An 18,876-nucleotide genomic window follows, 5' to 3' on the forward strand; every position below is an offset into this window, starting at 1 on the left:
CCATCCCCCCATCAACCCTTGGCAGCCATCGCCGTCACTTCAACGCGCATGCCTTCAACGGCCAGCGCCGCCACACCCACCGCAGCGCGGACCGGCCACGGTTTGGCGAAGAAACGCTGGTACACCTCGTTAAACGCCGCGCGGTCAGCCATGTCAGTGAGATAGATGGTCAGGTGCAACACCCGATCCATCGAACTGCCCGCGCCTTCCAACGCAACTTTCAGCGCCTGCAACGTGCATTCGCTTTGCTCGACGATGCCGCCCAGTTCCAGGCTGCCATCGGCGCGGGTCGGGATCTGCGTGGAAACCAGCAGGCCGCCGAAACCGGCGACGTCGGAGGAAATCGAGTCTGCGTCCGGGTCCGGAATAAAAGTGATGTCTTGGTTGGCCATGGGGCTCTCTTCGCTTGGAAAGTTAACGGGCTGTCGCCCACCGGCGCGCATTTTACCGCGCCCGCGCCGAACTGTTGCCGAATTGCACCCAAACCCGGCAAAACCGCCTGCGCCTCCCGGTTTGGCGCACTACCAGCGCCCTCGCGCACAAGGTATCTTCACGGCTTCGCACCGAAAACCTCCGGCGCACGAGGCTGCTGATGAAACCCACTGGCGAAACACTTTTTCTGCAAACCAACCCACTGAGCCAGCCACGCCCCGCGCTCAGCGCCCGCGAGGTCTGCCAGATATTGCGCGATGCGGCGCTGCAAACCCGCCACCTGCAATGCCTCGACACCCGCGGCCCGGTGCAAGTCGATATCGAAGGCTGGCGCCTGACCCTCGACTTCGACGGCAAGCATCTGCGCCACTGCCAAAGCTGCGTCTGCCCGGATGGCCGCGAAGGTTTTTTTGAAGATTGGCAGCGTTACGGCACCGACCCCGTGAGCCTGCTCAGCACCTGGGAACTGGCGCAAATCGAACGGCTGCTGTCAGAGGGCTGCTGCTCCGCGTGAGCCGAAGGGCTGGTCTACGTGCCGGTCAACCTCGTCGACATCATCGTTTCATCGACGACGTAGGCCTGTGGCGGCACACATCGAAAATCTCGGGTTATGATCCGGCGGCAGTGCGCCGCAGGTCTGAGGGACCTTTTCACCCAACCCGTGCCCGGCCAATGACCACCCGATGACTCAATTCGCCAAAGACCTGCCGACCGACCGTTCCGGCAAACTCACCTCGCGGGAGCTGCGCGGAATGGTGGCGATCCTCGTGGCGATCGCCCTCGCAACCCTCGACACCGCCATCGCCAACACCGCGTTGCCAACCATCGCCGCTGACCTCAATGCTTCGCCCGCGGCCTCAGTGTGGATCATCAACGCCTACCAACTGGCCGCCGTGGCGACGCTGCTGCCATTTGCGGCACTGGGCGGCATCGTCGGCCATCGAAAGGTTTTTCTTGGTGGGATCATCGTGTTTGTCGCCTCTTCGGCGTTGTGCGCGCTGGCATGGTCGCTCCCGACGTTGACTCTCGCGCGAGTGCTGCAAGGCATCGGCGCCGCCGCGATCATGAGCGTCAACGCGGCGCTGATCAGCCTGATTTTCCCGCCGCAACGCATCGGTCGCGGCTTGGGTATGAACGCGCTGGTGGTCGGCACGTGCTTCGCCGCCGGCCCGACTATCGCCTCGCTGGTGCTGTCAGTCGCGACGTGGCCGTGGCTGTTCGCGATCAATTTGCCGCTGGGTTTGTTTGCGCTGGCATTCGCCTGGAGCTCATTGCCGATCAGCAAACCCAACGCCCTGGCGTTCAACGCGCTGACCGCGCTGCTCAACGTCCTCACCTTCGGCGCGTTGATTTTCGCCCTGAGCCAGGCCGCACAACTCGGCTCCACCAGCAGCGTGGTGATCGCTCTCGTCGTCGCGGTGATCGCCGGAGCATTGCTGTTGCGCCGCGAGGCCGGGCATCCAGCGCCGATGTTTCCGCTGGATTTGCTCAAGCGACCGATGTTCGCCTTGTCAGCGCTGACCGCGTTCTGCTCGTTTGCGACCCAGGGATTGGCTTTCGCCTCACTGCCGTTTTTTTTCGAAACTACGCTAGGTCGCGACCCGATCCAGACCGGTTTTCTGATGACGCCATGGTCGATCGTCGTCGCGCTCATCGCGCCAATGGCCGGGCGCCTGTCCGACACCTACCCGCCCGGCTTGCTCGGCGGCATCGGTCTGGCCATTCTCAGCGCCGGCATGCTCTCGTTCGCATTGCTGCCGAGCGACCCCAGCGCCACCGGCATCGTCACTCGCATGATCATCTGCGGCATCGGTTTCGGCTTCTTCCAGGCCCCCAATCAGAAAGCCCTGATGACCAGCGCCCCACGCGAACGTGCCAGCGGAGCCAGCGGCACTATCGCCATGGCCCGACTAATCGGCCAAGCCACCGGCGCCGCACTGGTCGCCCTGAGTTTCGGGCTGTCCGGCAAGCACGGCCCGGTGCTGGCGCTAAGCATTGGCGCGGGGTTCGCGGCGGTGGGAAGTTTGGCTAGCGGATTGCGGTTGGTGACGCGGGGGGCGGTGAACTGACGCATAGGAAGACGCAGAGCGAACCTGTTTCGCCCGCTCTGCGCATAAACCAGCTGCTACCCGGCGCCAACCGCGCCCTTCAAACTGAACTGGTCACCATCAATCGGCCCTCTCTGAGTTCCAGCCGCCCGTTGCGAGTCAACTGATCGATTTGTTCTTCCAAAAGCGCAGTGACTTTAGCCGTGGCGCGACCAAAACCGAGGAGCCGGAGCGCGCCGGATATTGCATCGTCAGGACTCATGGAAAATCCAGAAGTAATGATTTCCATGAGTGCCTGATCAAGTTCTTCAGGAGCGACCCACTCAAGTTTGCGCTCGGCGGATTCCATGTGTGCCCGACTGCGGATGACTACAGGCCGGTACTCGACTGGATGAAGAAACTCGCCCCGACGTGCGAAGTGCCGCTGTCTGATGCCCAAGCCAATGGCGTTCTCCACAGCGGTAGTAATTCTCGTGCCTTGGCGCGTTACGCCGAATGCCTCCATCAGCCGACGGGTAACTTCAACTGTGTGCACGGGAGACTCAACTTCGACGACCCTACGTATGAGTTGCAGCAGTTGTTCAGTCTGGTGCTGATGCAATTCCACATGATTGGTCACTGCGGCCAGCCGAGCCTTTTCGTAAGGCAGGCTGGCAATTGGCGCGACATCAGACACATTGTCGTCACGTACAATTTCGTGCAGAGATTCAATCACTACTTCATTGATTGAAGAAGCACTGCGGCGGGTAGTGATCCGCTCACGCGCCGCATCAATTGCTGCCACTGTCCGAATGATTTCCTGTTGCGGGTTACGAAACCAATCGGTGCTCCAGATGCGATGAAAGTTCCAACCCAGCCCTTCAAGCACTCCTTGACGCAAACGGTCGCGATCGCGAGCAGATCGAGAGCTGTGGTAAGCAGCGCCATCGCACTCGACTGCCAGTACGTATCGACCCGGGAACTCGGGATCCTTCACGGCAAGATCGATGAAATAACCTGCAGTACCTACTTGCGGCTCGACCAAATAGCCAAGATCGCGCAACGAGCGGATTACCTCGTCCTCAAAAGGTGAGTCTGTAGCCTTTCCGGTTTCCTTAGCGACTTCCAATTCGCCCGTTTCCGCGTACTTGAGGAAGTTTTTCAGAGCACGGACGCCATGTTTTGCGGTTGCATCAACCTCCAGTTCATCGCCTCGGAAGTTACAAAACACGCGCATCGCCAATTTGGCTCGCGTAATAAGAACGTTGAGCCTGCGATGCCCGCCGTCTTTATTGAGCAAACCGAAATCACGGGCAATACGCCCGGATTCGTTGCGGCCATAACCGATGCTGATGAAAATGACGTCGCGTTCATCCCCCTGAATATTTTCAAGGTTTTTTACAAAGAACGGTTCACCGCCCTGCGCCGTGAAGAAAACCTCGGCTTGCGGAGTATTACGTCGCAACAGTTCAACTTCAACGTTGATCAGGTCACGTTGGGGAACGCTGAATGCGGCCACACCCAACGAAAGCTCCGGCGTCTCCAAGGCGTGTTTCATTACTGCAAGAGCGACCGCTTTGGCTTCATCCTTGTTGGTCCGCGTGCGCCCACGATCATAGAGGGCTTGCGGCAAGTAATCGAAGGTCACACCTTTCGCGTGGACATGCTGGCCAGCGGAGGGAAACACCACCAGTTTGCTTTCGTAGAACTCCACGTTGGAGACCGCGATAAGTGATTCGTGCCGGCTCCGATAGTGCCAGCGCAAGTAACGCTCTTGGCTACCTGCAGCCTTGAACATGCTGAGGATACTTTCGATGTCCGCGGTGACGTCGTTTTCGTCATCAGGCGCGATGTCCCTGCTGAACAAATCGCTCGGCGGCATCTGGCGGGTATCACCCACTACCACCACTTGTTTGCCGCGCAGGATCGCACCGAAGGCATCAACCGCCTTAACTTGGGATGCCTCGTCGAATACCACGACATCAAACGCCAACTTGCCCGGCGGAAGAAAGTTGGCGATGGACATTGGACTCATCATGAATACAGGTTTGATCTGCTGGATCGCCCGACCAGCATTTTCGATGAGTTTGCGTATAGGAACATGGCGGCGCTTCTTATTCAGCTCTGCGCGCAGAAATGCCATTTCACCCGGCTGGCTCAGATTAGGCATGCTCTCCCAGACCTGACGTGCCAGATAGGTCTGGGCATGATTCAACGAGGCTCCATCAAGTGACTTGAACCGGGCAATCTGATGTTCGTGTTTGATCCTATCGAACTGCTGCAGGGCTGGTTTCTCGGCATAGGCTTTCTGCACCAGCCCCGAATACCATGAGAAGTCGAGAATCGCGGGTATTTGATCAGGATTTTCGCTTCGCAGAGCGATGCTTAACAACTCGCCCAATTGGGCCTGATGCATCTCGCCCGACAGCACATTGAGGCGAGCTAATTGATAAAGCGCACCTAAACTGGATTGCCACAACTGTAAGCGGGTACCGAGAGCAGAAAGATCAAGGCTTTGCAGAGTTTGCGCCGTGTCATCTTGCATTTCGATGACCTCAAGGCCCGTCTGCAAAGATTGAGCAAGGCCGGCCAGATGTTCCTCAATGTCACTCACCGTTTCCCCAAGACCACTGGCGTCGGTGTGCCCCGCCAGGAACGCAATAATTCCTTCAGGAACGTGGCCATTACCCAAATCTTCATAAAGTTGTACAACCCAGGCACTGACGCGCTCCAGCACTGCCCAGTCGGACTGTTGACGCTGCCATTGCGCACCAAAGAGAGCACTGCCCAAGGCCTCGTGCTGGTTGTAGATTTTTTGGCTTTGCTGATAACTCAGAACGGAATCGACCAGTGTGAGTTGCTCGGCGTTAGTGCTCGGCAGCGCACCTTGTGCAAGTCCTTGCAAACGAGCTTTGGTAGCGCGATAACGCCCCGAAAATACTTTCCACCACTTGTCACCATAGGCAAGCAAGTTCTGGCGGACTTCCAACAAATCCTGCTCCCAAGCGGCTTCAATCAACTGGCTGCCATGGCTGGACTTGCACGTACTCATGCGCTGACCGGCATCAAGTAACTCGCGAATCGCATCGCGACGTAACTGCCAGTCTCCGGTACTCAGTTCCACGCCTTGCAGACGAGGCGCCTCGGCCGCCCGCTTGGCGGCGCGGCAAATAACGGCAACATCCGCGAGAGTTGCCGGTTGGGTCAACATCAATCGCGAAGAGAGCGCCTTGGCCGCTGCATCAAGTGCCGCAAGATGCCCACTTGCCCGCAGCAGCGCATCGTTAGCAGCGTTCTGTTCGATGGGAGAAAAATAGGTCCGTTTACTACCCCAAAACGGATTCAGGTCCGCACGCCCCATCTCCTTAAGATGAAGTGCCAGTTCCTCAACCAGTTCGCGGCGTTTTCGCTGGTCAGTTTGAGTCCATGACGCCATCGGTGCGAAGGCGATAGTTGGCAATGCGCCGTAGTCTCGTTGAAGTCTTAAGTAACGCCCCAACACCTCGACAAAATCCATTCCGCTGGAACCAACATGCGCACTGACTGCCGCGCAGTATTGGTTCAAGTTGCCTTGCAACTGCGCCAGATTGGCGAGGTCATCTTCGCCCACTTTAGTGACCGGACGACCTTGGTCAAGCGTACGCCCCAGCTCTTTGAGCACCGATATTTTGGTGGACTTGTGACTGTGCAACTCCAGAACGGCATCGCCCAAGTGGCACTCGTCGAGTCGACGTTTAACCACTTCCAAAGCCGCCATTTTTTCAGCCACGAACAACACGGTTTTTTTCTGGGCAATCAATTCAGCGATGATGTTGGTAATGGTCTGCGACTTACCAGTACCTGGAGGCCCCTGAATAACCAGGTTGGCGCCCTCGCGCACCTCTAGAATCGCTTCAGTCTGGCTACTGTCGGCATCCTTGACGAATCGTACTTCACCTGGCTGAAGCACCGAGTCGATGTTTATATCCTCGGCATAAGCCGGACGCTGATCACCAAAACCGGAGCCAAGAAGTCGATTGATTACCGGGTGGGCATCGGGTTGCTGGTCTTGCGGCCAGCTCTTGGGATCCAGATCCTTGAACATCAGGAACTTGCCAAACGAGAAGAATCCGAGAGCCGCCTCATTTGCCGACACTTTCCAGCGCGGCTGCTTACCGATCAGCTCGCCGACTTCTGTATAGAAGCTGCCGAGGCTGCCGTCGGTAGTTTCAAAGCGCTCTTCACTGAACTCGCACACTGCCAGATCAAGGCCGAAATCAGTCTTGAGCTTGGCAATCAATGACAAGTTCGGCATCAACTCATCGCCGGAATACTTCAGTTTGAAGGCGTCCTTTGCACCGCCTCGCTCCAAGGTCACCGGCAACAACATCAAGGGAGCCTTTCTCAAATTGTCTGAGCTATCGGCTTCGTACCAATGAAGGAATCCAAGCGCCAGAAACAGCGTATTGACCCCTTGCTCCTCTACAAAAGCGCGGGCCTCGGCGTGCATCTTCAGTAGTTGCAGGAAAAGCCGTTCTTCTTCCAGAACTGTCTGCAACCGAGTATCCGAATGCTTGCGAGCTCGGCCCGTATCGTCCACTTCATTGTTGGCAGCATACGACTCGCGCAAACCTGCGAGCTCTTGCAACAGCAACTCGTCAGTGGCCGCGTCCTCGGCGTCATCATCATCCGGCAGCTCGAATCTCGCCAAAGTCACCATTCTCTGAGGCGCTTTCGGAGAAAAAGTCATCGTCTTCTCTTGCCGATAAAGCAAGTCGAACACCGATTCGGACAGCTCATCCACCACCGCTAATGTCCTGGCTGACGGACGAAAATTCAACATGGTGTTTCGAAGGCCGATATCGAGCAGTTCCTTGCGGCTACCCTGCAGCTTTTGACTAATCCCTGAACTCATGATGACTCTCTTGAAACGTGATCGAGACTGAAGACGATGAGACCATATGGCCATCACTCAACGGCGGCGCTTTCGGATCATGAACGACGATCAGCGCTATCACAACGTACTAATGGGATCTGTAAACTTTATTTTCACTGAAACTACAAATGCTGACCGCCCATCGTATTGATAGGAACTGCCCACCCATGAACCGAACCACCGAGCGCCTGATTTTACGGCCGCCCACCGCCGACGACTTGCCACGCCTGTTCGCAATCTACGGTGACCCGGCGACCAATCAGTTCAACCCTGCCGGGCCGTTGAACGAGCTTCATCAGGCGCAAACCCTGTTGCATGGCTGGCTCACGCACTGGCGTGATCACGGCTATGGGCAATGGGCGATTGCCAGGCGTGAGGCGCCGGATCAGGTGATTGGTTTCGGCGGTGTTGCGCGGTACAACTACCTCACCGAGCCGCGTCTGAACCTCGGTTATCGCTTTGCGACCGCCGCGTGGGGCAAGGGTTTTGCCACCGAGTTGGGACGTGCGGCGCTGGAATTTGCCTTCGCCGAGCTCGACGCCGAGCAGGTGTTTGCGCTGGTGAGGCCCAATCATCAGGCGTCCATCGGCGTGCTGGAGAAGCTCGGCATGCAGCGCATCGAGCTGCTGGATGATGTGCCGGGGCAAGCGCAGAGTCTGGTTTATCGGGCGGATCGGCCTTAGATCATGTAGCCGCCGGACACGTCGATGCTCTGCGCGTTGATCCAGCCGCTGTCGTCGGACAGCAGCGTGGCGATGACGCGCGCGACGTCGTCCACTTCGCCGACCCGGCCGAGTGCGGTTTGCCCGGCCAGCAGCGCTTCGAATTCGTCGTTGAGGCCGCCGCCCAGTTCGGTGCGAATCGCGCCGGGGGAAACCGCATTCGCGCGAATTCGCCGGTCGCCGAATTCCTTGGCCATGTAGCGCGTCAGCACTTCGAGGCCACCCTTGGCGGCGGCGTAAGGTGCGACGCCGGCGGTGGCCACCCGGCTGGTGGCGCTGGTCAGGTTGACGATGCTTGCGCCCTCTTCCAGCAGCGGCAACAGCGCTTGGGTAAGGAAGAACGGGCCTTTGAGGTGGACGTTCATCAGACCATCGAATTGCGCCTCGCTGACGGTTTCAATCGGGTTGAACAGACCGTGGCCGGCATTGTTGACGAGGCCGCGCAGGGTAGTTTTCTGCCACGTCGTTTGCAGCGCCTGTTTAACCATCTCGGCAAACCCGCCGAACGTGCCGACATCGCTTACGTTCAATTCCAGCGCCAGCGCTTGGCCGCCGTCGGCGTTGATTTGCGTGACAACTGACTGCGCCGCTTGCGGATTGCTCTTGTACGTGAGGATCACGCCCATGCCGCGTTTTGCACACAATTGCGCGGTGGCGGCGCCGATGCCGCGGCTGCCGCCGGTGATGATGATGATGTTCATGGGTTGCTCCGATGTGGATTGGGGGTGGATCAGGGGTGAATGAGGTGAGTCACCACGGTAGCGATTGAACGGTTGACGAGCGCAGCCGTTTCTACTCGAAAACTGCCTGTTTCTGCTTTTTGCTTGCGCCGCCGTTTGGCATGGGATCAGATGTCGCCCCATGAACAGTCAACTAGATGAGCTTCGATCCTTGGCCGCCAAGGCTGAAAACCGCCGCACCGAGACCGGTATTCCGCGCGTGGCGATGGTTCAGGGCGCGATCCCGGAACACCAATTGGCGGCGGTTTACGACCCGATGATCAACCTGATCCTGCAGGGCAGTAAATCGATGACCGTCGGCGACCGCACGCTGCGCTACGACCCGGCGACCTACTTTGTGATGTCCATCGAACTGCCCGCCGTGGGTCAGGTGCACCCGGCGGCGACCGGCGAACCTTATCTGGCGGTCAGCCTGACGCTCGACCCAAGCGTAGTCGCCAATCTGCTGGCCGACCTTCCGGGGACTGCCGGTGGTCAGGAAAAGGACTGCGGTTTCTCGGTGGCGGCGGTCACGCCCGAGCTGATGGACGCCTGGGTGCGCATGCTGCGCTTGATGCAGCGGCCGGCGGACATTGCCGCGCTGGCTCCGGTGTATGAACGCGAGATTCTTTACCGTGTGTTGCAAGGCCCGCACGGCGGCATGCTGCGCGAGATCGCCGCGCCGGATTCGGCAATGGCCCGCGTGAGCCTGGCGATTCAGTGGATTCGCCGCGACTTCAACGAGCCGCTGCGGGTCGAGGCTCTGGCGCAGAAAGCGGCCATGAGCGTTTCAGCGTTTCACCGTCATTTCAAAGCCGTGACCAACTTCAGCCCGTTGCAATATCAAAAGCGCGTGCGGCTGCTGCACGCGCGAACACTGCTGGTGGCCAACGCCCACAGCGTCACCAGCGCGGCGCTGGACGTCGGTTACGAAAGCGCCACCCAATTCAGTCGCGACTACGCTCGGGTATTTGGTTTGCCACCGGCGCGAGATGCCGCGCGGATCATGGCCAATGTCCGAGGTGCGCCGCGTTGAACATCTTCACTACCCACCGGAGGCAATGGATGCCCACTTTGCACAAGACAATCGCCGCCCTGTGCCTGATCGCGCCGTGCCTGGCCGGCGCCGAACCGCGGCCCGAACACATGGTGTACGTGCGCTCGATCGCCCCAAGCATCGAGCAGGATATTCGCTACGCCACGGCGCACAATTTCACCGGCCACGCGCTCGACGGTTACGAGGCGCCCGAGTGCCTGTTGGCCGAAGACGCAGCCAAGGCGCTGGCCCGCGTGCAAAGCACATTGCGAGCGCAAGGCTACGGTTTGAAAGTGTTCGATTGCTATCGCCCGAGCCGCGCCGTCGCTGACATGGGCCGATTCGCGACGTTGCCGGGCGATCCAACCAAAGCCGAATTCTATCCGCGCGTGAATAAACAGGACTTCTGGAAATTGGGTTATGTGGCGCGGGTGTCGGGCCATTCCAAGGGCAGCACCGTCGATCTGACCTTGACCGGCCCGGGCGCCCTGCCCGCCGCCGTCGGCATGCCGCGGGCGAAGCAGGTCGATTGCACCGCGCCATACGGTCAGCGCTGGCAGGATGGCGGGCTCGACATGGGCAGCGGTTTTGATTGCTTCGACGAGCGCGCACACACCGCCAACTCGGCGATCAACGCGACCGCCAAAGCCAATCGCCTGCGGCTCACGGCGGCCATGGAAAAAGAAGGCTTTGTCGGTTATTCGAAGGAATGGTGGCACTTCAGCTACAACGGCAATCCAGCGTTAACAGAGGTGATGAATTTCCCGATCACGCCGTTGGCGCTGGAAAGCAGCCAGCAGTTGATCGTCGTCACCAGCAAAAACTGGACCGACATCCAAGGCACCGCGCAGCGCTACCAGCGCCACGGCAAAACCTTTGAAAAAACTGGCGAGCCGTTCGCCGTGGTGCTCGGCAAAAGCGGATTGGCGTGGGGTAAAGGGTTGACCGTGGTCGAGCGTCTTGCGGGACCGGTCAAACGCGAAGGCGACGGCAAGGCACCCGCCGGGATCTTCAAACTCGGCACCGCGTTCGGTTACGACAACCGCGCCGACACCCGCCTGCCTTACCTGCCGCTGAGCCCGACCGTGGAATGCGTCGACGACGGCAAGTCCGAGCGCTACAACGAGTTGGTCGATGGCGCGACGGTGAGCAAAGACTGGAACAGCTCGGAAACCATGCGCCGCAAGGACGACATGTACCGCAAAGGCATCTTCATTGAACACAACACCCCGGCGGCTGCGGGTGCCGGCTCGTGCATTTTCTTCCACATCTGGCGTGCGCCGGACTCGGGAACGTTGGGCTGTACAGCGATGGAGCCGGCGAATATCCAGCAACTGTTCGCCTGGCTGGACCCGCGTCAGCAGCCGTTGTTGATTCAGTTGCCGGAGGCGGAATATGCGCAGTTGCGCGAAGACTGGAATCTTCCATCGCTTTGACAACGTTGTGTCACTAGCATCATTGAGCCATCATTGGAGCTTTCGACGGACCAATCCTTCGTTCTGATCACGGAACGAAGGGCTTGTTGTTTATGGAGTGGGATCGATGTCCTGGCGTATGAAAGAGTGGTGGCAACTGCGCAACCTCGAGCAACCTTTGGCGTCTGGCAGCCAGGAAGGTCTGGATGAGCTCGATGAACTCGACGAGCAGGATGAGCAGGATGAGCAGGATGAGCAGGATGAGCAGGAGGACGCAGATGAAATTGAAGAGGCCTGCGCCCCCACCAGTCGCACCGTCGCCGCCCTGCCGGCGCGCCAGGAAATTCTCGATTACTGGCACAAAGTCCTGATCAGCGACGATGTCGAAAGCATGCGCACCGCAGATGTCCGGATGCCGCAAAAAAAGTTCTTCTGGAATGATCACGCCAAATACGAAATTGGCTACGGGGATGTCCCCACCGCTGCGCTGGCTTTCCTGACCACGCGCGCAGTAGAAAAGGCCCGCAAATCAAAAGCAGCCTCGGCCGAACCAGCAACAGGCTCGGACTCCATCGCGCTCCCTGACTCGGCCGACGGCGCCGATCAAGAAGCCGAAGCGGCGCCGCAGGACCTGCGCATTCCGATGGCGTTGGTGCTGCATAAAGTCAAAAAAGATCCTGTCCGGGCAACGTGGCCCGATCCCAAGCGAGCGAAACCGCCCGGAAGCGACAAGCCCAAACTGAATCCGCTGAAACTCAACATCGTCGCGTGGTTTCCATTTGAGCTCGATACCAACGGCGCGGTGTGTCTGCCTCGCAACGAGCTGGATCGCTGGCCCCGGTTCGTCCGTCAGTGGCTGGAGCCACAACCCCTGAGCGCCTCGAAAGATTTGCCCAACGCCATTGGCCATTACGACGACTACCAAAAAGCGCTGGGCAAATTTTTTCGCGAAGTCGATGGCAGCGTGACCTTTTCCGCCTACGCCAAAGCCTGCGAAATGTTCTGTAAAGACCTGCAGCAAGAAGGCGAGGCCTCAGGCCTGACCGCACTGGGGGTAACCCAATGGATTGCGGTCGAGCGTAATCCGGGGTACGCCACCCTCGCGCTGAACTCGGTGTACAAGGCGCTGCAAACCCGCTCGGCTACCGACACCCTCGGCGCGCTTGGGCAGTTGATCGGCGCCGACCAGCAAACAATCGTGGTTGACCCTCGGGCGCAACCAGTAGCGGCGAGCGTCGCCCGTCATGTGGCGATGGTCGACAAAGCCAAGGTCGGCTCGCCCGACCTGGAACGCACTGCCGACCCGCTCAATCCTTCGCAGCGCCGCGCATTGCACAACCTCATCGAGCTTGGCGACGACACCGGGATCATTGCCGTCAGCGGTCCACCGGGCACCGGCAAAACCGCAATGTTGCGCGCGATGATCGCCAATCAGTGGGTGCTCGCCGCGCTCGACGACAAGCCCGAATGCCCGGTGACGCTGGTGTGCGGCGCAACCAACCAAAGCGTTGAAAACGTGATGGGCACCTTCGACGGCGCCGTGAGTGATAGTCACCCCTACGCCCGACGCTGGCTCAAACGCAACGCGGCAGACGCATTGCTGGGGTTTACCGCGAGCGCGCCGTCGTCCGGGAAAATCAACAAGCACCTGCCGTTGTTCACGGTGATCGAAATCGGCAAAAACCCGGAAAAGGATTTGCTGCTCAAAGGCGTGGGAGTGCCTGAGGGGTTTTCCCACATTGCCACGCCCGACGATGCATTTCACTGGGCCAAGTGTTTTGACGATCTGCTGTTCCGCACCGACCAAAAACCGCTGACCGAACTGTTGTTTACCGCCGAGCAGAAAATCCAGGTGGGTTCAATCACCGGACAACTGCGCAAGGTGATGAATGCTTTCAAGAGTCTTGATAAAAACCAGTCATCGGCCAACACGAATGCCACACCCAAGCCGTCGATCAATGAAGTAGCGCACCACTTGACGACATTGACGCAGATTCTGCGCGGTGGTCTGGTGGCGGCGGTCGATCGGCAAAACCAGGTGCTGCGATCCTCGCGATACTCGGCCAACGAGCTCAAACAGGATTTGCCTTCCGGCCACTGGACCACCAAATGGGCTCTCGCCGGGTTGCAGGAGTTGCAAAACAGCGACGATGACCAACAAAAAGACACCGTGCGGCACAAGTTGGTTGACGTCGTCTGGCGCCCCGTTGCCTTCCATCTCGCCGCCCGATATTGGGAGGCGCGCTGGCTTCTCGCGTCATTGCAAACTACTGCCGGACGCTCCCGCACAGAACAGCTGCGCAGCCTGGCGATGTTGTTTCCATGCATCGTCTCGACCCTGCACAGCGCACCACGCTTGCTCAAGGAAAACGACCAACCGTTGTTCGATTTTCTCGATTTGCTGATCATCGATGAGGCGGGTCAGGCTGCGCCGGAGCTCGGCGTGCCCGTGTTGAGCCTGGCGCACAAAGCGGTGATCGTCGGGGACATGAAGCAACTCGCCCCTGTTTCTGCGGTGACCGAAGAGGTAGACGCGCGCAACGTCGCCGATCGTTGGAGCAACGCCGCCAGCGTGCTCGCGCAATTGCAGGCGCGCGGCGCGGACGTGGCCACCGGTTCGATCATGAAACTCGCCGCCACCGGCGCATCGCGTGCGGAGCTGGCGCCCAATGGCAAGATTCGCGACGGTTTGCTGCTGCGCGAGCACTACCGCTGCGCGCGATCGATCATTAACGTGTGCATCGATTTGCTTTACCACGATCACGACCGCGATCTTCGCGGGGCGTTGATTGAACGCGAGTTGATCCCGGTAATTCCCGACCCTCGGCCCGGCGACCTCGCCGACGCCGATATTGCGCTGCTCGATGCCGAGCAGGAAAGGCATTTGCTGGAGCAAATGAAAGACACATTCCCGCTGCCGCCACTGGCGTTCTACCAGACCGGCGGGACCAACGACGAACCGGTCAAGCAGGAATCCTGGTCCAACCCCGGCGAAGTCGAGGCCATCGTTCGCTGGTTGCAAACCCAGGGACGCCAACTCGCCAAATGGACCGCCCGCGCCGCAGGTCGCCCCGGTGAATCAGCGGATCTGGCGAGTCTGGTCGCCATCGTCACACCCTTTCGTGGGCAAGCCAAGGCGATCAAAGAGTCGATAAAAAAACACCTCGATGGCGACGACCCCGGCCTGAGCGAGCGCATGACTGTCGGCACCGTGCACACCCTGCAGGGCGCCGAGAAGCCTGTTGTGCTGTTCAGCGCTGTCAACAAGGACAGCCTCGCGATCAAGCGAACTGCCGACAATCATCGCGAACGGGTCTTCATCGATCGCGACGATGGCCGATTGCTGAACGTGGCGATCAGCCGCGCACAAAAAAGCTTCATCCTGTTCGGGCATTCGGACCTGTTCTTTTCCCATCAGGCGCTGAACCCGAACAACGATTTGCCTTCCGCCATCGTCGGTCGCTGCCTGGCCGGTGTGCGCGAAGCGGCGCACGAAGCCCTTACCGGTGCACCGCGCCATCCGGCGCGCAAGCTCGGGCCGACGACGCTGATGATCGTCGAGTCGGCGCACAAGGCTGGAATCATCCAGGCGTTATTGAACGATGACACCCAGGTATTCGGCTGCGGCGGACACATTCGCGAGTTGGCCGGCGCGGGGGCGATCAGTCTTGAAGATGGTCTCAAACCGCATTGGCTGCTGAGCGGCCGCGAGGGCGAAAACCTCCAGTTGCCATTGCAACGCGCCGCGAACCGGCTGCTGCAATGTGATGAATTGATACTCGGCACTGATGACGATGCGCAAGGCGAGGCGATTGCCTGGCACTTGTTGCAAGTGCTTCAGGAAGCGCCGTGGTTCGCCCACGTCAAACGCGTGCGGCGCGTACGTTTTCATGCCCTGACCGCACCGGAACTGCAACGCGCAATCGATCACGGCCAGCTCACCGAGTTGAGCGGAGCTGACAACAACAGCCGCGCCGCGAGTGCGCTCAAAGCGTTGAACATGGGCCTGGCCTACGGTGCCCTCGCCATGCGCGTGCTGGACAATCTGATCGGCACGGTCTATGGGGGGCTTGGCCTACCCCGTGGCGGACGGGTCAAAGGACCGTTGTTGCGCGCCTTGGCCGGTTACGGCGACGACCCAGGTGCGCCGGAAGGACGGTTTGGCATCGCCGTGAAATTGCTCGTCGACGGCCAGCCAACCCCTGCACGCCTGATGCTCAGCCGTGCCGGTGGACACTGGAATTACTGGGGCAGCGATCACCGAGGCGCCACAAAAAAACTCCTGAAAGCGTTGGCCGATGCACAGGTCGGGCCTGAGCCCTGCCTGGTGGAACACCAAACCCGTGCCCTCGCCCCCGCCGATGACATCGGCACCAACCGAGTTTTACAGGAAGCATTCAAGCGCTTCGGTTGGCTGCCCTCGCATACCCAACGCGTGCTCCAGGGCTTGTATGAAAAAAAACCTGCGTCGCCCGATACGCTCGATCCGCTGCCTGCGCCCGGCAACACAGACGCCTGGGCGACATTGAACGCGGACGGCCGCTTCGTGCTCAGCACCTACGGCAAGGCGCGGGCCAGGAAATTGCGCTCAAGCGAGCTGAAAACCATCAGCGCCCACGCGCTGCTCAGGCAACTGGACCAGGCGCTGGGCGAACTTTCGCAGTGCCCGGATGCGCAACCCGAGGACTACCAAACGTTCCTGCGCACCTGGGCCGCGCGTTTCGACGGGCAGCGCGCGCATCGCTACTTCGACCTGGACATCCGCCTGCCTGATGGCCCGACGATTGATCGCGAAAAAGTCGAAATCCGCATGTTCGACGAGCAACCTCAAGTTGCCCGCAGTGCCTGGCACGCCGTGAGTGTCGCGCCGCTGCGCAGTACTGAAACCACTGCAGATTTGCGGGCAAGCGAGCGCAAAACAGAGGAGCCCGACAGAGTCGTTTCGCCGCCGCAGGACAATCAGGATGCAGGTTCACGCGACGGTGCTCACGGCGCGCTGGTGCCGTTGTCCATCGACATCGATCGCGACCACGAATCCATGGCGCTTTACAGCGAAGCGCAAAAACAGCTGTATGACTTGATGCAAAAATTGGCGTTGGCCTCGGTGCTGCGCGACGGTTCGGTGCACACCACGCGCCGTATCTATCCGCTGAGTTGGCCTGACAAAGAGACCGTGCGCCCCGTGGAAATCGGTCTCGAAGTCATCACCGCCGTACCCGGAGACTACCGTGGCTGGTTCGATATCGATCCTGAAGGTCTGCAACAGCAGCTCAAACACTGGGGTGATGCCGACATCGAGCAACTACTGGTCCGGCAAACGCCACCTCCGACTCTGCTGGTGCAGGTCATCGATAACGCTATCCGCACGCGCTCATTACTGGAACCCACTGTGGATCGACTGCTGGCATGGATGGAAGCCCACGGGCTGGGCCGCCCTTCGACATTCGGCGCGCACATCGAGGGCCTGCTGCAAGGCCAAGCTTTGCAAACGGCGCCGGGAGCTGACGAATGACTGACGCTTTTTCGGCGATGAAAGATGTGCGTGCAGCCTACGATGCGGTAGTGCTCGCGCCCAATGATCCCGTGGCAATAGCGACATTTGCCGCCGCGCATCAGGCACATGCCAACACCTATGTCGAAGCGTTCGACGTCGGCGGCGTGACATATCCACGCACCGACGGGCACAAACTCAGCGAACGCGAGGCACGTGGCGCGATTAGCCGCTTACTGGCGTCGGGCTCCACTGCAATGGATTTTCGCCCATCGGTGATCAGGGCCGCCTACCCGTTGCCGGAGGAAGTGGTACGACAGGAAGTGGTGGAAATGGTCGCGTTGGCCAAGGACATCGTTGCGTTGAACTGGCGCACAGATGTCATCGACGATGTCACCAAAACCAAGGTTCGCGCGCTGCTGCGCATGCCCACCGACTGTGGCAGCTACAAGACCATGCAAAAAGCCAAAACCGCCGCCGGGCGACGCAGGAGCAAAGCAAAAGACCAACAACGACCTTATGACGAACCTTTGATTGGCTATGACGCCGACCATCTGATTCCCGATCAAGTGTTGCGCGGCAGTTGTACACGCAACAATTCGGCGACGAAAGCGGGTAGCTACGCTACATGGCTGCAGGACTCGCAGAACGAAGGTTCGCAGCACAGGTTCGCCACCAACGCGCAAAACGAGGCCAAAAAGAAGATAGAAATAGCGCAAGGCAACCAGGATAACCCCACGTTGGGTCAGTACATGGAATACGTCTTTGAATGGATGACCGACATTTATACGATGGCCGATCTGTCGGTGGACATCGCCATTCACGACACGCATCTGGGCAGTGGCGAGCATTTCGAGCAATACGCCGTCAAGGGTTTTGCCTTGGCTCAAGCGGGTTTCATGACTTGGCCCGAACGCCAATTGATCGGTAAAGCCGTGGCGACGGTGCTGATGATCGACGCTCTGGAGTTCTACGCCTCCATCAACATGAACAAGGACTACGTCTTGCCGTTGTTCAGCGACATCCCGCCCACCGTCACTCAACAGCCTGTGCCCAACACGTCGAGCCCAACATGACCGAAATTGACGACAACCTGAACACCACCGAAGCGCCAACGCCGAGCCCGCAGTACCAGCTCGCGAGCCTGACGATGGTTGGCGCGAATCCGTGGTTCAGCGTGCATTCAACCGATAGCGAGGGCCGCAAGTCATCGTGGATCATCAGCGCCACGCTTGAGGGCGAGCAATTCAATGCGCAACTGCAAGTCTGGGTGCCTGAAGCCATTCAGGCGCTGGCCGGCGATGCCAAAGGGTTTGTCTGGGCAATCACGGTCAACGACCAACTCATCACCAACAGCCCGGTGGCCACCAACGATGGCTGGACAAGCATCGAGCCGCACCCGCATCTGCAGCAATCCAGCCAATGGTTTCAGCGCCGGCTGAGGTTCGAACTTCAAGGCCAGCCTGCAGCAGAGTTAGCCGGCTGCCTGCTCTGGTACAACGAAGATTTGCTGATCGGCACCTTCAGCCGACGCCTGTATCGCCTCGAAGGCGCGATGGCCGTGCTGGAAGATGACGGCCATCAGCCAGGAAAATTGGGCGGCATCAACGACATCGTCGCCACCGACCAAGGTGTGTTTGCCGTGGGTTATGGCGGCACAGTGCTGCATCGCGAGCAGCGCGGCCAATGGTCACCGCTGCAAGGGCCTTGGCCACAGGAAGCCGCACCGTTCGTTAACGTCGTCAGCGCGGCCCAAGGACTGAACAACGATTTATGGGCGATCGTCGCGGGCGGCTCAGTGATTGCCAGTGAGGGCGATGTACTCCGCCCTCTCGCCTCACTGCCCGCCGAGCCGTTGGGCATTACCGGTTTTCAAGGCGAGCGGTATGTGTCGACACTCGACGGCTGCTATCAAGTGTTCTCTGACGGGCGCGCGACGTTAGTAAAGGATGGGTTGGTGATGGGCCGGGCCATCGACGCGGGGATCGCACTGGTTGCCTTTGATGCCGAGCCCGATGAGCTGGGCACAGCGGCGATCCACGTGTGGCTGCGCTCGCGAACGATGGATCGCTGGGTGACGCAGGTGATCTGCCGGTCCTGAATCACCTGCAACCCAGCG

General features: G+C 59.6%; 11 protein-coding genes. 8 read left to right on the top strand and 3 right to left on the bottom strand.

From position 1 onward, the window contains the following. Positions 1–11: 11 nt before the first annotated feature. Entirely contained in the window at positions 12–392 is a 381-nt protein-coding gene (locus BLU01_RS01635; protein ID WP_054048905.1) for a RidA family protein, read from the bottom strand. Between the two features lie 200 nt (positions 393–592). Here BLU01_RS01635 and BLU01_RS01640 point away from each other — a divergent pair, with 200 nt between their 5' ends. Together BLU01_RS01640 and BLU01_RS01645 are read left to right on the top strand one after the other, a co-directional pair. Beyond that, entirely contained in the window at positions 593–946 is a 354-nt protein-coding gene (locus BLU01_RS01640; protein ID WP_092269926.1) for a DUF7693 family protein, read from the top strand. Positions 947–1,184: 238 nt separating this feature from the next. Then, positions 1,185–2,501 carry an MFS transporter gene (locus tag BLU01_RS01645; protein ID WP_092281418.1) on the top strand — a complete coding sequence of 439 codons (1,317 nt, stop codon included), beginning with the start codon at positions 1,185–1,187 and terminating at the stop codon, positions 2,499–2,501. 79 nt (positions 2,502–2,580) lie between these two features. Here the strand turns inward: BLU01_RS01645 and BLU01_RS01650 are convergent, their stop codons facing one another. After that, positions 2,581–7,353, bottom strand: a complete 4,773-nt coding sequence (locus BLU01_RS01650; protein ID WP_092269929.1) for a DUF3320 domain-containing protein — start codon at positions 7,351–7,353, stop codon at positions 2,581–2,583. A gap of 188 nt (positions 7,354–7,541) precedes the next feature. Between BLU01_RS01650 and BLU01_RS01655 the strand changes: the two genes are divergently transcribed. After that, on the top strand, positions 7,542–8,057 hold the full coding sequence (locus tag BLU01_RS01655) for a GNAT family N-acetyltransferase (protein ID WP_092269932.1): 516 nt from the start codon (positions 7,542–7,544) through the stop codon (positions 8,055–8,057). Here the strand turns inward: BLU01_RS01655 and BLU01_RS01660 are convergent. Further along, positions 8,054–8,797: an SDR family NAD(P)-dependent oxidoreductase gene (locus BLU01_RS01660; RefSeq protein WP_092269935.1), complete on the bottom strand. Its 744-nt coding sequence runs from the start codon at positions 8,795–8,797 to the stop codon at positions 8,054–8,056. The genes BLU01_RS01655 and BLU01_RS01660 overlap by 4 nt on opposite strands. A gap of 160 nt (positions 8,798–8,957) precedes the next feature. Here BLU01_RS01660 and BLU01_RS01665 point away from each other — a divergent pair, with 160 nt between their 5' ends. The 5 genes from BLU01_RS01665 (at position 8,958) to BLU01_RS01685 (ending at position 18,858) form a co-directional block, all read left to right on the top strand. Next, the gene (locus BLU01_RS01665; protein WP_197675578.1) at positions 8,958–9,851 is read left to right on the top strand and encodes an AraC family transcriptional regulator; all 894 of its coding nucleotides are present in this window, start codon (positions 8,958–8,960) and stop codon (positions 9,849–9,851) included. Between the two features lie 29 nt (positions 9,852–9,880). Next, positions 9,881–11,287: a M15 family metallopeptidase gene (locus tag BLU01_RS01670; protein WP_092269941.1), complete on the top strand. Its 1,407-nt coding sequence runs from the start codon at positions 9,881–9,883 to the stop codon at positions 11,285–11,287. Between the two features lie 106 nt (positions 11,288–11,393). Next, positions 11,394–16,778, top strand: a complete 5,385-nt coding sequence (locus BLU01_RS01675; RefSeq protein ID WP_092269944.1) for an AAA domain-containing protein — start codon at positions 11,394–11,396, stop codon at positions 16,776–16,778. After that, entirely contained in the window at positions 16,775–17,833 is a 1,059-nt protein-coding gene (locus BLU01_RS01680; protein ID WP_092269947.1) for a hypothetical protein, read from the top strand. The genes BLU01_RS01675 and BLU01_RS01680 overlap by 4 nt, the downstream gene beginning before the upstream one ends. Continuing rightward, positions 17,830–18,858, top strand: coding sequence for a hypothetical protein (locus BLU01_RS01685; RefSeq protein ID WP_092269950.1), 1,029 nt, complete (start codon positions 17,830–17,832; stop codon positions 18,856–18,858). Before BLU01_RS01680 ends, BLU01_RS01685 begins: the two co-directional genes overlap by 4 nt. Positions 18,859–18,876 lie beyond the last annotated feature (18 nt).

Source organism: Pseudomonas prosekii, assembly GCF_900105155.1.
Taxonomy (GTDB): Bacteria; Pseudomonadota; Gammaproteobacteria; order Pseudomonadales; family Pseudomonadaceae; genus Aquipseudomonas; species Aquipseudomonas prosekii.

What these genes read in the sequence shown, in the direction of transcription:
- BLU01_RS01635 (WP_054048905.1), bottom strand. Translation starts at nt 392, where the DNA reads ATGGCCAACCAAGACATCACTTTTATTCCGGACCCGGACGCAGACTCG.
- BLU01_RS01640 (WP_092269926.1), top strand. Translation starts at nt 593, where the DNA reads ATGAAACCCACTGGCGAAACACTTTTTCTGCAAACCAACCCACTGAGC.
- BLU01_RS01645 (WP_092281418.1), top strand. Translation starts at nt 1,185, where the DNA reads ATGGTGGCGATCCTCGTGGCGATCGCCCTCGCAACCCTCGACACCGCC.
- BLU01_RS01650 (WP_092269929.1), bottom strand. Translation starts at nt 7,353, where the DNA reads ATGAGTTCAGGGATTAGTCAAAAGCTGCAGGGTAGCCGCAAGGAACTG.
- BLU01_RS01655 (WP_092269932.1), top strand. Translation starts at nt 7,542, where the DNA reads ATGAACCGAACCACCGAGCGCCTGATTTTACGGCCGCCCACCGCCGAC.
- BLU01_RS01660 (WP_092269935.1), bottom strand. Translation starts at nt 8,797, where the DNA reads ATGAACATCATCATCATCACCGGCGGCAGCCGCGGCATCGGCGCCGCC.
- BLU01_RS01665 (WP_197675578.1), top strand. Translation starts at nt 8,958, where the DNA reads ATGAACAGTCAACTAGATGAGCTTCGATCCTTGGCCGCCAAGGCTGAA.
- BLU01_RS01670 (WP_092269941.1), top strand. Translation starts at nt 9,881, where the DNA reads ATGCCCACTTTGCACAAGACAATCGCCGCCCTGTGCCTGATCGCGCCG.
- BLU01_RS01675 (WP_092269944.1), top strand. Translation starts at nt 11,394, where the DNA reads ATGTCCTGGCGTATGAAAGAGTGGTGGCAACTGCGCAACCTCGAGCAA.
- BLU01_RS01680 (WP_092269947.1), top strand. Translation starts at nt 16,775, where the DNA reads ATGACTGACGCTTTTTCGGCGATGAAAGATGTGCGTGCAGCCTACGAT.
- BLU01_RS01685 (WP_092269950.1), top strand. Translation starts at nt 17,830, where the DNA reads ATGACCGAAATTGACGACAACCTGAACACCACCGAAGCGCCAACGCCG.